At 62.6% G+C, this 12,559-nt stretch carries 11 protein-coding genes and 1 pseudogene; 4 read left to right on the top strand and 8 right to left on the bottom strand.

Translation table 11 applies throughout. The features are described 5' to 3' along the window. Positions 1-17: 17 nt before the first annotated feature. Positions 18-722, top strand: a complete 705-nt coding sequence (locus AB4Z42_RS08770) for a TetR/AcrR family transcriptional regulator (protein WP_442008893.1) — start codon at positions 18-20, stop codon at positions 720-722. Positions 723-915: 193 nt separating this feature from the next. Here AB4Z42_RS08770 and AB4Z42_RS08765 read toward each other — a convergent pair whose 3' ends face one another. After that, positions 916-2,079: an aromatic ring-hydroxylating oxygenase subunit alpha gene (locus AB4Z42_RS08765; RefSeq protein ID WP_442008724.1), complete on the bottom strand. Its 1,164-nt coding sequence runs from the start codon at positions 2,077-2,079 to the stop codon at positions 916-918. A 67-nt stretch (positions 2,080-2,146) separates the two neighbouring features. Between AB4Z42_RS08765 and AB4Z42_RS08760 the strand changes: the two genes are divergently transcribed. Continuing rightward, a complete protein-coding gene (locus AB4Z42_RS08760) occupies positions 2,147-2,761 on the top strand; it encodes a TetR/AcrR family transcriptional regulator (RefSeq protein WP_442008723.1) in 615 nt (204 codons plus the stop codon). 565 nt (positions 2,762-3,326) lie between these two features. Here the strand turns inward: AB4Z42_RS08760 and AB4Z42_RS08755 are convergent. Next, a complete protein-coding gene (locus tag AB4Z42_RS08755; protein WP_442008722.1) occupies positions 3,327-4,595 on the bottom strand; it encodes a M20 family metallopeptidase in 1,269 nt (422 codons plus the stop codon). 62 nt (positions 4,596-4,657) lie between these two features. On the opposite strand from AB4Z42_RS08755, the gene AB4Z42_RS08750 reads away from it, so the two are divergent. Then, positions 4,658-5,305, top strand: coding sequence for a trimeric intracellular cation channel family protein (locus AB4Z42_RS08750; RefSeq protein ID WP_442008721.1), 648 nt, complete (start codon positions 4,658-4,660; stop codon positions 5,303-5,305). Positions 5,306-5,863: 558 nt separating this feature from the next. Here the strand turns inward: AB4Z42_RS08750 and AB4Z42_RS08745 are convergent. From AB4Z42_RS08745 to AB4Z42_RS08730, 4 genes and pseudogenes are all read right to left on the bottom strand, one after another. Beyond that, positions 5,864-6,346 (bottom strand): DUF5994 family protein, encoded by a 483-nt coding sequence (locus tag AB4Z42_RS08745; protein ID WP_442008720.1) that lies wholly within the window; start codon positions 6,344-6,346, stop codon positions 5,864-5,866. Between the two features lie 810 nt (positions 6,347-7,156). Continuing rightward, a complete protein-coding gene (locus tag AB4Z42_RS08740; RefSeq protein ID WP_442008719.1) occupies positions 7,157-7,639 on the bottom strand; it encodes a GreA/GreB family elongation factor in 483 nt (160 codons plus the stop codon). A 267-nt stretch (positions 7,640-7,906) separates the two neighbouring features. After that, a pseudogene (locus tag AB4Z42_RS08735) lies at positions 7,907-8,362 on the bottom strand (GreA/GreB family elongation factor); the annotation flags it as partial. Positions 8,363-8,487: 125 nt separating this feature from the next. Then, a complete protein-coding gene (locus AB4Z42_RS08730) occupies positions 8,488-9,753 on the bottom strand; it encodes an NAD(P)/FAD-dependent oxidoreductase (RefSeq protein ID WP_442008718.1) in 1,266 nt (421 codons plus the stop codon). Between the two features lie 255 nt (positions 9,754-10,008). Here AB4Z42_RS08730 and AB4Z42_RS08725 point away from each other — a divergent pair, with 255 nt between their 5' ends. Beyond that, positions 10,009-10,131, top strand: coding sequence for a hypothetical protein (locus tag AB4Z42_RS08725; protein ID WP_442008717.1), 123 nt, complete (start codon positions 10,009-10,011; stop codon positions 10,129-10,131). A 374-nt stretch (positions 10,132-10,505) separates the two neighbouring features. Here AB4Z42_RS08725 and AB4Z42_RS08720 read toward each other — a convergent pair whose 3' ends face one another. Beyond that, positions 10,506-10,982, bottom strand: a complete 477-nt coding sequence (locus AB4Z42_RS08720; RefSeq protein ID WP_442008716.1) for a DUF5994 family protein — start codon at positions 10,980-10,982, stop codon at positions 10,506-10,508. Positions 10,983-11,033: 51 nt separating this feature from the next. Further along, a complete protein-coding gene (locus AB4Z42_RS08715; protein WP_442008715.1) occupies positions 11,034-11,687 on the bottom strand; it encodes an Rv1733c family protein in 654 nt (217 codons plus the stop codon). Positions 11,688-12,559: the final 872 nt, after the last annotated feature.

Here is a 12,559-nt window from a genome sequence, read left to right as displayed (position 1 = left end):
AGGATGTTGGGATGCGCATGGCCGCTAAACCTCGAACGCGAACCTCGCCGCGCCGGAACGTAGAACGTGCACAACAACGGGCGGACCGCACCCGTGAGCTGGTGATCAACGAGACAATCAACTGCGTCCGCGAAGAAGGGTTTGCCGCTGCCAGTACCCGGCACATCATCGAACGTGCGGGCGTCAGCACAGGAGTTATCCAGTACCACTTCGGTGATCGCGACGGATTGCTCACCGCCGTCATCGATCATGCCGTCACCACGTTGATCGAGTCGATCAACGATCTGACGGAACGCGTTGGCGACATTGCCGACGACGACGAGCGTTTGAAGGCCCTCGTTGCGGCAGCGTGGGAAGCGTTTCACAGTCCCGCCAGCATGTCTGCCATGGAGATCCTGATCGCCACCCGCTCACTACGTGACACACTAGCCGTCGAGCAACTGATCGAGCTGCAACCTGGTTTGGCGCGCATCGCCGAACTCATCGGTGGATCCTCGACAGATTCGGCGGCGATCGCGGATCTCCTCTGGGCAGCGCCCATCGGCCTGATGGTCGGTCAGATGGTGACAAACCAACCGCTGCCCACCGAGCCACAACAGCAGGCGATGGCAAAACTGATCGCCGACCACCTCCGCGCTTCTCCTACAAAAAGAACCGGCCGTGGCACGCGCCGCACACGAAGCCGCAAGCTGGGGTCGAGTCCGCCAGCCACACGGGCGTAAGCAGCCGTTTAACCCGCCCCGTTTTCCGGTGACATCGCCGCGCTGAAGTGGGCGTCGCGCCGGATCACATTGCAACGCTGGTGTGTCGCGACGGCTGGCGTAGCGGACGCGCAGAACAAGGGGGGCCATCACCGAGCGTTCGCACCTCCACGCGCCATGCGCGTACGCAGCCAGCGCAGACCGGCGAGGCGAGCTATGCGAGGGCCACACCGAGTTCTTGGGCGAACACTCTGATCATGTGCTGGACGGCTATTTCGTTGCGGCCGATGATCATATGGTCGTGTTGACCGTGACGAACACCCTCACCGCACTGGGGAAGCATGGCGAAATCCTCGTCACGCACGGCGGCATGCACGGACTCGTAAATCGCGTCATAACCGGCGCGCATCTCGTCGTTGACGGCTGGTATGCGTCCCATCCAACTGTGCCGCACGGTGCACCGTGTGGGCTGCCCTTCGGGGAGCATATCGATGATCTCCACGCCCACTGGACTGTTGGCGAGGATGAGGTTGGGGTAGATCCAGTAGATCAAACCGATGTTGGCTAACGGCTCGCGGGAGGCGGCGGGATCCTCGGTCAGGTTCTTGATCCAGGTAAAGGGGAACCCGATGCGGTGGTGCTTGCCGAACTCGTCGTAAACGGCAGTGTTGGCCAGCGTGTTTTGACCAATCAAGCTCTGGCCGTGGACAAATGGGAAGTGGTAGCCCTCGGCGAACGCCTCCAGCGCACCTTTCCACGACACGTCAGAGGAAAACTCACGTCCGGTGTGATAGCCGTAGTCACCGTAATTCCATTGCGCCAGTTCGGGTCCGATCGGTCCCAGATGGGCGTCCACGTCGATGGTCGCGTCTGCGCTCAGCACAGCCCACACGAATCCGTGGCGTTCCTGTGACGGCAATTCGACCAAGCCGTAGTCGGCGGTGTTTATCGAATCGAAACCCGACTTCCCGGGCACCATGAACAGCTCACCGGTGTTGCGGTAGGTCCAGGCATGGTAAGGACATACGAAGCGCGAGGCGTTGCCTGATCCGCAGGCTGGCATCGCGCCGCGATGCCGGCAGTAGTTGAGAAACACGTGGCTGGTGCCCGTCCGGTCACGGGTGACCAGCAGTGAGTCGCCGAGGACAGAGCGGACCACGAAGTCGTTCGCGGATGCGATCTGCGCCGAGGGCACGATCACCAGCGGCACGCGGCGCAGGATCTGCGATTCCTCGATCTCGGTGATTTTGGGGTCCCGGTAATAGTGCAGTGGAACCTTCAGCTCGCGGTCAGCCAGGTCGGTGGTTCCGTTCACGGCGTGCTGCAGGGCTCGGTCGGTCAAGATCTCGTCGGTGCTACTCGCGATGCTGACGGACATACTCAGACCATACAATAACGCTCATGTGTATTGTCAATACTCATTGCAAACGTGCGACGATCCTCAGATGCGTAGGCATGGCTGGTCGGGCCGCATTCCTGTCGACGATGAGGATGCCGCCCGCCGCATCATCGACGCGGCCCGGTGCGGAATCGACGATCGGGGCGCCGTCAGTGTGTCCGAAGTGGCTCAACGACTTGGCGTCACCCGCCAGACGGTCTACCGATACTTTCCCACCCACGAGGCGCTTCTGTCCGCCACCGCACTATCGGCTGTAGGTGAGTTCCTAGATCGCCTTGCCACAAATCTGGGGTCCATCGTCGATCCGACTGACGCGGTCATCGAGGGCATCGCCTACACACTCGAAGAACTGCCCAACGACCGTTACCTAAACCTGGTCATGCAGCCCGGGAAGGCCAGCGCCTTCACCGCCGGCGTGACCTCGGACCTCGCGGTCGGTTTCGGTCGATCCATCCTAGAACGCTTCCAAGTAGACTGGACCGCAGCGGGTTTCACCGGCCCCATCCTCGATGAACTCGTCGAGTTCATGCTGCGCACCCTGCAATCGTTTATTGTCGATCCCGGTGGTACTGCGCGTCAGGGTGAAGGGCTGCGGGAGTTTCTGCGGCGATGGATCGCTCCCGCCGTACGCATCCACGCAACTCAGGAGACTGCACCTTAGGCCGGGTTTACCGACCGACGACCCGACTTGGATTGTCGATCAGGTCCTCGATTGAACACGCAAGACTGTCCAAGTGGAAGAGATCAGTCGTTCGGGCTCCGTACTGACTGATCCGCGCGCCCCATCGGATACGAGAACGTGCCGACCTAGTCGCAGAGGCGCGTAGTTCATGAAGGGGCATGGCCGTTCGCGCCCTTTTCCTCGACTGTGCGTGGGTCAGTCATCGCTTGTTGATGCCATCAACACCTTTCGCGCATCCGCACGTCATCTGACGTACTTGCGCGTAGCATCGCGTAGCCAGATTCTACATTTCTGCAGGTCACATCAATTTCCGCGCTGGGTTCGATTCCCGGCAGCTCCACCGAAGAAGGCCCAGTTCAGATCTACTTTTCTGAACTGGGCCTTTTCTACGTCACGGCGCAGGTCAAGAAATCGGTGTGGTCTTCGCTCTGTGGCAGCGCGAACTGCGGGGTCGTCCACTGCGCGTTGAGGCTCCACCGCCCAGCGATGACTACGGCCGCAATGGCTCGGCTGTAGCTTTATGGAGTGACGGCCGCGGACGAAGTCAGTTGGGCCCTAGCCACGCCATCGCGGCGATGACCATAGCCTGGGTTCCAGTGTCGAGGGTGGGTTGGATGATGGGGGCGAACGCGGGGGAGTGGTTGACCGGGATGTCTTGGTCGATTCGTCCGTGCTCAGCGGCATCCTGGTAGGCGGCAGGATCGATGCCGCCGATGCCCCAGTAGGTGTAGGGCGCGCCGAGGGCGGTCGTAATATCGCTGAAGTCTTCGCTTGCAGTCTGCATTGGCAGCGTCTGGCAACGGTCCCCGAAAAACGTTGTGAATGCATCATTTACGCGCAAGGTTGTCGGGAAGTCGTTGTCCGTCAATGGGTATCGGTCGAAAACCTGAAATTCGGGTTCTCTGGGCGATCCGGAGGCCTGGCATTCGGCAGTGACGATTCGCCGAATGGCGTCGAGCATCGTGGTCCGCGTCCGTTCGCTGTAGGTGCGGATGTTCAGCTGCAGCTCGGCACAGTCAGGTATCACATTGCTTTTGCTTCCGGCTTGGATGCTGCCGACGGTCAACACGGCGGACTCGCCAGGCGCCACTTCCCGCGCGACGATGGTCTGCAGTCGAATGACAATCATCGCGGCGAGGACCACCGGGTCGACGGCGGCTTGCGGCATCGACCCGTGCGCGCCGCGGCCGTAGACCGTGATGCGCATGCTGTCGGCGGCTGACAGCACAGCCCCGGCACGGGTTCCAACCTGGCCGGCCGGGGCGGGTAGGACGTGCTGGGCGAATGCAACATCGACTGTGGGCAGCAGGCTTGCGAGTCCGTCATCGACCATTGCGCGGGCGCCGTCGGATGTCTCCTCAGCCGGCTGAAAGAGTGTGATCAGGGTGCCGCTCCAGTGATCGCAGCCATCAGCGAAGAGTTGGGCCGCCCCGAGCAGCGCGACGACGTGTATGTCGTGTCCGCAGGCATGCATGACCGGTACCGCGTTGCCATTGGTGTCGGTGGTTTGCACGGTGCTGGCGTAATCGAGTCCGGTGGCCTCTTTCACCGGTAGGGCGTCCATGTCGGCTCGCAGCAGCACCGTGGGGCCCGGTCCGTTGCGTAACACTCCGATGACGCCAGCGCCGCCGATTCGGTCGTGGACGTCATAGCTCCAATCGCGCAGCCGGGCGGCAACTTTGCCAGCGGTCTCGTACTCCTGATGTGAGAGCTCCGGATGGGCGTGCAGATCGCGGTAGAAGTCCTCCTGCCAGTCTCGTATTGTCGACAAACCGCTGAGCACTGTCTCTACCGCAGTCGATGAATCGGTCATGGTGTTCTCCGATCGGGACGGATATCGACACAGGGCAGTACGGGCGGGGTATACCTCGGGCCATGTCTACCGAAACTCCGCTGCTGTTGGCGCTGGACTTCACAGGCACCTTGGTGTTCGCTCTCAACGGCGCGCTGACCGCTGTGCGGGCCGAACGGCTCGACATCTTCGGAGTGATCGCCCTTGGCATGTTCACCGGCCTTGGTGGCGGCGTGATCCGCGATGTCCTGCTGGATGCTCTGCCGCCGGCCACCTTTCTCGATTGGCGCTATCTGGCGCTGGCAGCCGGTGGTGGGTTGATTGCCTTCATCCTTAGCCGCCGACTGGAACGGCTGGCCATGACGATTACGGTGCTTGATGGCGTTGGGCTGAGCGTGTTCGCGGTGCTCGGTGCCGATAAGGCGCTGAGCTTGGGGTTTGGCGTAGTCCAAGCGCTGATCGTCGGCACGATCACCGCCGTCGGGGGTGGGACGATCCGCGATGTGATGATCCGACGGATTCCGACGGTGCTGAGTAGCGAGCTGTACGCGATCCCAGCGCTCATCGGCGCCGGCTGTGCCGCTGCAGCCCACGGTTTGGGTTACGACGGCACCCTGCCCGCTTTGGGTGCTGCAGCGGTGTGCTTCGTGATCCGCATGATTGGTGTCCGGTTTGATCTCAATGCGCCCCGCCCGCCCGGCACCGCTGAGGGCGGCACGACGTCGGGCTGACGTCGCGTAGAACCAGGACGCCGCGCGAACTTGTACTTACGAGGTGAGGATCATTCAGCTGGGCGGCGCAGGCATGATTTGTGGGTGATTCTCCAACGAACTAATGCCGTTGACGCGTATCGCCGTTGACGCGCTGGACGGTTGCGGTGCCATAGCTGGGCGCCATCCTCGCCGCGGTGACGTGGGGACCAGCCACCGCGTTGGTGAGCCGTTCGGTGCACTGGACCCTTGCCGTTGCGGTGACACTGAGGTCGGACTCATTGTGACGCTGATGGTTTCGGTGACTCGGACGCCTCGACGTTGGCCCGCGACACGGTTTCGCCGCGGCGATGATCACCTGCAACGGGATCGTCGGCCCGGCGCTGCACGTCGGCTCACTACAACCAGGTGTTGCGTCGTTCAAACCCGGAGGCGCCGCGTCGACTCTGCTGTGGGCGTGACGCTGGCCACCCTCACACCTGTGTTGCCCACGTTCACCACAAGTACTCCGGGTCCGGAATACTCCGATGAGTAACTGGGTTTCGCCTCGGTCGCGTCGCTGCGGCGCGAGTCGGGTGCTCAGACGTCCTGCATCTGAGCCTGTGATCGTGGTGCTGGTACCGCGCCTCCGTCGGATTCCCATCGCTCAAGCGCGATGGGCGAGAGCAGGCGATCATCAGCGCGCCGTTTAATTCCGAGTAGTTGGTCGGGTGTCGACGCGTCGTTGACACTGGCCGCAGTCATCACCACGCTGTAGGCGTGAGCGGATTCGGTGTATGGCGGTACCACCAGCAGGTCCAGCCTCCCGAACCGCGGCCCGAACAACGATACGACGTTCGGCCACTCTTGGTGAGCACTAACGATTACCTGGTCGCCATGGTGTTTGATGCTCAAGGGTGCTGGGGACCAGTCACTTTCGTGGTAGAGCACGCTGTCGATCGATCCGACCCGTAGCGAGAGCGCTGCCAGAAGTGATGGAAGTTCGCTAGCCAGTTCCGTCGACCGTGGCCACCAGGCGCCCTGGACAAATCCGCACGACCGGTGTGCGGGTTTCAACTGCATTCGCAGTGTGCCTATGGCTGGCCGACGCGCTGATGCGTCGGGGATGTTCTCGGTGATTGTTAACATGCGGTGCCTTGCCTTGTTGGATGTGTGTTCACGTTCGGGCGCATGAGTGCGCCGTCGTTCCGATGTAGCAATGCGCCACCTCGTGGTGAACGAAGGTGGACGTATTCCATGGTGGTAGTAATTTGCGTGGCTGGCTTGCGGCGGCCCGACAACAGGAGAGCTGGTCTTTGTCGCGGTAGAACAGCGCAGAATTGCGCGCAGCTCGCGGACCTTGAGAATCTGAGGTCCTTGCCGAACGCGCCGTCCTTCGTGTTCGCATTATTGGCGGTCATCATGCCCGTATGCGGTGGCGGCGATGAGCGACTATTCGGCGATGAGGAATGTGGCCCCGATCGGGTCAAGGTCAAACTTGGACTCTCCACATCGCTTTAACGCGTTTGTGTCCGATCCGGATGCGCCTGCCGACGCTGGGTTCTCCGTGGGTGTCTGCGATCGCGGCCTACGACCGAGGCGCCCGCTTGTGTCTCACGCAGGAGGTCGCCGATGTCGAACCCGCCGCTGCCATCGTTGGATACAGGGGTGAGTTCGGCGGCGGTGCGTGTGTGATCGCCGTGAGTAAGTTCGCTGATGACCGCACATAGGGCCCTGTTCCGGGCGAGGAGCTCAGGTTCGCGGGCTTCGAGTTCGCGGATTCGGCTGTATGCCTTGTTGAGTTGGTCGTTGAGTGTGCCGAAAGTAGGAGCTGTTGGAGACACAGGACTTCCTCTTAACCGCTAGTGGGTGTTTGGTTGACGGCGTGCGATTTCATTGCGGTGCGGGCGGGCCGAGATCAGCGATGTGAAGGCCGTAGGGCACTGCTTTGAGCAGCGTGACGGCCAGGGGAGCGCCGTTGGGCAGTTGGTAGGTGCGCCGTTGCCCGGGGCGTGCCCCTGCGATGGCGGCGCCCAACGGGGATTCGATCGAATAGACGGGCATGTCGGCGTATTCGGCACCGTGTATGCCGAGCAGGAATGTTTCGGTATCCCCGGTGGCGTCGCGACGGATGGTGACTACCATGCCGGGTTCGGCGATCCCGTCGTCGGGTGGGTCTTCGCCGACGACGGCGTTGATCAGGAGGTCGTGAATCTGCTGAATCCGGGTCTCCCAGGCGCGTCGCACTGCAGTGGCGTTTTCGTCGGTATCGTCGTCGGCGATTCCGGCGGAGAACAGGAAACGCAGGGTGCCCAGTTCGCGGTGTAGTCGCTCGTGGGCCTGCGGTGAGATCCAGACCCGTGTCGTCGTGGCCATGTCAATTCCTTCCGTTGCGCGAGTCCCACAGCGCCGTGACGAACGCTCACGCCTGAGTGGTTTTGGTTGGGCGCATCGTTCGCGCCAATAGGGCTTGGGGCATGCACGGAGCGCCTGGAAGCGGCGGCACGTTGATGTTCATCGCGCCCAGCTCCCCTAGGTTGAGGCCGGGGAGCGACTCGCTGTCGCTGTACGCTTGGCCGCGGCCTGCGGACGGGAGCTGTTGCGTCGCGGTGGAATAGACTGTGGCCGCAGGAGTTTCGGCGTGTGCCTTCCGTAGGGCGCCGCCTTGAGGAGCGTGACCGGCAGGTTAGCCCCGCTGGGGATGGAGTAGGTGCGCTGCTCGCCAACGTGTGCGCCGGCGATCGCGCGCCCGAGCGGTGATTGCATCGAGTACACGTCGATGTCGGCGTCTTCGATACCACGCACGCCGAGCAGAAACGTTTCAATCTCACCGGTGTCGTCGTAGCGCACCGTCAGCACCATTCCCGGTTCGGCGATGCCGTCATCTGGCGGATCCTCACCGACGCGGGCGTTGCCCAACAGAGCCTGAATCTGGTGAATGCGTGATTGTCGCGCCAAGTGGGCGGCCATCAGGTTGTCGTCGTAGTCCATGAAGTCCTCGGGGACTTCGATGCCGCGCCGTGAACGCAGGGCGGCCAGTTCGGTCTTCAGGCGGGTGTGGGCCTCGCGTGACATCCAAAGACGTTCGGTGCTAGTCATTGTGGGTCGTTTCCTTTTCGTTGAGGTAGAGGTTGTCGTCAGGGGCGGGCCGTGACAGAAGCGCCGCCCCTGACGACTTGGGAGCCCGTGGATCACGGGCGTTGTGGACCGTCGGCTTGGGTGTGTTAGCGGCCGGTTCGGCGTAGTGGGTCGAACTCGCGCAGGGCTTCGGGTTGCTTGCCGGTGGTGATCTGTTCGGCCAGCAGTCGGCCGGTCACCGGGCCATGCGCCAGTCCCCACATACCGTGGCCGCCAGCCACGTAGACGCCTTGAGACATCTCCCCGATCAGGGCCCGGCCGTCGGGGGTGACCGGACGCGGCCCAACCCAGATGTCGCTGCGCTCGGCCCAACGCACCCCGTCCAGCAACGGGCTGGCCGAGGCGACGATCGCGCCCACGCGTGCCGGCACCGCCGGTTCATACGGGTCGCGAAACTCCATGGTGCCCGACACCCGCAATCCTCCCTGGTAGGGCGTGCAGGCAACCCGCACGTCGGGTAGATAGATGGGCGCGGGGATCGGGCGGTCCACGGGCACGGTGAACGAATAGCCGCGACCGGCCTGCACCGGCACCCGAACCCGGGTTCCTGCCAGCCGGGATAGCCATGCGCCGGTGGCGATCACTGCGGTGTCGGCCGTCAGTGGCTTGCCGCTGCGCGGATACACCGTGACTCCGCTGCCGGAGCTGAACACGCTCCGAACCTCGGCCGTGCGCATCGTTGCCCCCCGGTCGATGACCGCTTGTCCTAAAGCGTGCACGAATCGGCCCGGGTCGACGAAGCGCTGCCCGTTGATGTTCAGCGCGGCGGTGATCGCCGGCGATGCCAACGGCACTTGTTCGCGCAAGGCCTCGCCGGCCAGTGCCGTGACAGACATAGTCTGCCCGGCGTTTTCGAGAGCGCGTAGCTCGCGCATCATGTGTTCGGCGTCTTCCGTGGTGCGAAACACCGCGGTGATCGGGGCGTCGGTCACCGGCGCGTCAACTCCATTGGCGACGAGCACGTCGTAGGCCTCGATGGCTTCCTCGTTGAGCGGCACGTTGGCGCGCACCGCTCGTTTCCACGACGAACGGCGACAGTTGGCGACGAACTGAATCAGGAAGACCCCGAGCGCGGAGTCGGCGGCCATGGGAATGTGCAGGGGGGCTGCCGGGTCGCGCAGCGAGCGCAGCCCGTAGCGCAGCACGCTCGGCGAGTTCAGGGGAAGGGTTAGTGCCGGTGAGATCCATCCGGCGTTGCCCCACGAGGCGCCGGCGGCGACGCCGGTGCGGTCCACTACGGTGACGTCGACTCCGCGTTCCTGCAGGAACCACGCCGTCGACAACCCGGCGATGCCCGCACCGACCACGATCGTCGTTCGGGGCCCGCCGTCAATGCGCTCGCCGCCGCCCATCACAAACCTCCACATTTGAATTTTTGTTGTTATCTCCATGGTGGCCTGAACCACGCGGAAGGTGTTTGCTGGAATCCGACAAGCGGCGGGTGCCCGGTTGTGGCGATCCGACAATGCAGCCTCGTGATCACGCTGATCCCTCGGAGAAATGAGCACATGCCCGTGAAGAGCACGAAATAACGAGTTAGGTAGCTTTTTGTGTTTTCTGACGTATGGTCGAGGTGGGTGGTTGCCACTTCGTATTAAGGAGCGACAATGGCTGATAAATCTCCGGGCAAGAATCTTCGAAAGCCCGCGTTGTCCATCAAAGAACGCCGAGCTGCCAAGCGCGCCAAGACCATAGAAACGGTACCGATTGTGCGCAAGCAAAAGCGCTGACCTGACAACCGGTTTCTCAGACGTCTTATCAGAAATGCAACACAGATTCCAATAACCGATTGTTATCGGTGTTGGTCAAGCCCTTTTTCATGGCACGTCGACTTCGGATGGAAGGCAGTTCGATCGCTGTGCTGGGCGAATGTGCAGATTGAGTCGAATCTATGCTGGCTGGGGCGACGGTCTGGGCGAGTTGTTCATCGGCCGCGTCGACACGCCGGGCTGCACTTTGCCGAGCGCGCTATCCAACCCGGCCGGATCGATGTGCTGCAGGTATGTGAGGGCGCTGCAACCGATGCCCGCATATGAAATGCTGCACGTTGGCCGCGTAGATGCCCAACAGTGCGAAGTTTCGCAGTCGGATCTAGCGGCGTGCATCACGATGCAGGGCGGGCTTCTCGCGTAGCGCGCATCCCGATCGCCAGCAGGTCCTCAGCGGTGGACACGTCGTCGGGGTCGGCTGCCGCCGTCACCGCGGCGTACGCAGCGGTCGGGTCGGTGTCAGGGGGAACCACCAGCAGCACGAGCGTCCCGAACTTCTTGCCGCAGACTGTCAGTGTGTTCGGTGAGGTGTTGCTGGGCTCGAGGATCACACTGTGGGCGCGAAACTCCATCCGCAACGGCGCTGAGGCCCAGCTGTTCTCGTCATAAATGACCCGCTCGATGATCCCCGACTGCGACGACAAGGCCGCTAGGAGGTGTCGAAGTTCGATGTAAAGTTGGTCGGTCGGCGGCCACCAGCCGCCCTGCACAAAGCCTGCAGAACGGTGTGCGGGCTTCAACCGCAATCGGGGATGCGTGATAGTCCATCGGCGAGCTTGGGACATCGCGAAGGACAACGGTTGTGCGGACATGGGGCTCTCCCGTACTCGAGAATGATTGGGCTACCGAAGGATTGGCGGCGGTTAGGGCTGGCTCGGTTTGTGCGAGTCGCTCCCGACCAGGGTGTTGATAGCGTCTTGCCATCTGATGGCGCGGATACGGTCACATACCGCGCCGGTACCGGCGAACAAGAGCGCCGCAGCAGCTGTGGCGCCTGCCCACATGAAGAGGGCGGCCGTCACCGCATCCACCCCGGCGCGGGTTGTCGAGGTCGGTGCGTCGGTTAGCGCGCCCTTGTCATCGACCCAGACCGCGAGCTCGTCGCCGGGCTTGGTCTCCGATTGCGCACTCACTTCGCCACTGTGCTCGGCCCCGGCTGCAGACCACCGGGCGGCTACTGTGGCTGTGCTGGTTCGCGAGTTATCCTGAGCCGCAATGTCGCCGGTGATCGTCGCGGTTACGAGGTGACGAGAGTGGTGCTGCTGGGAGTAGACATCGCGGCGTGAATCGTGAACGGTGGTGCCGACCGCCCCGGCGAGCGGGACGGCCAGCAGCGACACCATGACAGCCACTGCGATTGCCAGCGCCTCGATTCGATCGCTCGCACGGACCAGAGGATTGCGGCGAAATAGATTGAAGATGCGCCACTGTGGTGGGTGCAACGTGAAAGTCTCCAGGGCTTCTTCAGCCGTCGTGTTGGCGCTGATCGGGCGATCATGCGGACGTGGAACGATCATTGAAACCCCTTTGGGTGAGTCGCGTTGCTAACTGAGCGGTGTGCAGTCTGCGCGTGGAGGACGGGCGGGGCGCCCGACGCGGGGCTCGGCACGCAGACCGCTTCGACCTGCGCCGCGTCGACTTTGGCCTGTTGGCAGGGCGGCGACGGCCCAACAAGGTGCGCACGGGGTGCGACGATCGATCGCGGTAGCGCAGTCCGTCGTCCACCAGAGCCTCCACCTCTTACACCGTTTGGCTTCACCTTCCATGGTGGTGGAGATTGTTTGTCCGGGCTTGCCCGCACTGAACAACGATGCCGACACTTTTTGTGGTGTTGCGACAGCACATGACGGCTAGTCAGTGTCGGTGGCGGCGAGATTGACCATCGTGGCGGGCCGCTTTTGGCGTAATCGACTTGCAGCTTGGTGATCTCGGCCACCTTGCGGAGCAAGTAGCACACGATGTTTCCGTGGATTCCCAGCTGCCCGGTTCGGCGGGGTGGCTCTGCGCCTCGCCAGGCGAGGAGTGTCGCCGCGTCGTCGGTTGGTAGTCGCGATCGTGGCGACGCAATTCGGTCATATAGCAAGGCAAGGCGCGGTGGTCGTGGTCTAGGGGAAGGTTGACGCCGGCCTCCGAACGAAAACTGACGCGCCACCTATGTCGCCAACCACCCGTCAAAGCGGTTATAACAAGTCATATTTCGCACGGAGCCCTTGGAATAGAAGTAGCAGTCTTCCTGTTCTTCTTAGTGACTCTGGTTGGAATCCGCCGCTGGGCGGACGCTGGCCGACAATAAGATGCCACAGCACAGACCCGACGAACATCTCGTCGGGTCTCATTTCGATGTTGGGGCACAGGAGAATTCGTCTGCGGTGACCAGGGGGCAGGAATT

Origin of the sequence: Mycobacterium sp. 2YAF39 (genome assembly GCF_052114565.1) — a bacterium.
In the GTDB taxonomy this organism is placed as follows: domain Bacteria; phylum Actinomycetota; class Actinomycetes; order Mycobacteriales; family Mycobacteriaceae; genus Mycobacterium.
The sequence above is the reverse complement of the archived record's forward strand: the minus strand, read 5'-3'. Positions and strand labels throughout refer to the sequence as shown.

Excerpts from the sequence above, each read along its gene's own strand:
- AB4Z42_RS08730 (WP_442008718.1), bottom strand. The coding sequence starts at position 9,753 with ATGGGCGGCGGCGAGCGCATTGACGGCGGGCCCCGAACGACGATCGTG.
- AB4Z42_RS08740 (WP_442008719.1), bottom strand. The coding sequence starts at position 7,639 with ATGGCCACGACGACACGGGTCTGGATCTCACCGCAGGCCCACGAGCGA.
- AB4Z42_RS08715 (WP_442008715.1), bottom strand. The coding sequence starts at position 11,687 with ATGATCGTTCCACGTCCGCATGATCGCCCGATCAGCGCCAACACGACG.
- AB4Z42_RS08770 (WP_442008893.1), top strand. The coding sequence starts at position 18 with ATGGCCGCTAAACCTCGAACGCGAACCTCGCCGCGCCGGAACGTAGAA.
- AB4Z42_RS08750 (WP_442008721.1), top strand. The coding sequence starts at position 4,658 with ATGTCTACCGAAACTCCGCTGCTGTTGGCGCTGGACTTCACAGGCACC.
- AB4Z42_RS08765 (WP_442008724.1), bottom strand. The coding sequence starts at position 2,079 with ATGTCCGTCAGCATCGCGAGTAGCACCGACGAGATCTTGACCGACCGA.
- AB4Z42_RS08720 (WP_442008716.1), bottom strand. The coding sequence starts at position 10,982 with ATGTCCGCACAACCGTTGTCCTTCGCGATGTCCCAAGCTCGCCGATGG.
- AB4Z42_RS08745 (WP_442008720.1), bottom strand. The coding sequence starts at position 6,346 with ATGCAGTTGAAACCCGCACACCGGTCGTGCGGATTTGTCCAGGGCGCC.
- AB4Z42_RS08755 (WP_442008722.1), bottom strand. The coding sequence starts at position 4,595 with ATGACCGATTCATCGACTGCGGTAGAGACAGTGCTCAGCGGTTTGTCG.
- AB4Z42_RS08760 (WP_442008723.1), top strand. The coding sequence starts at position 2,147 with ATGCGTAGGCATGGCTGGTCGGGCCGCATTCCTGTCGACGATGAGGAT.
- AB4Z42_RS08725 (WP_442008717.1), top strand. The coding sequence starts at position 10,009 with ATGGCTGATAAATCTCCGGGCAAGAATCTTCGAAAGCCCGCGTTGTCC.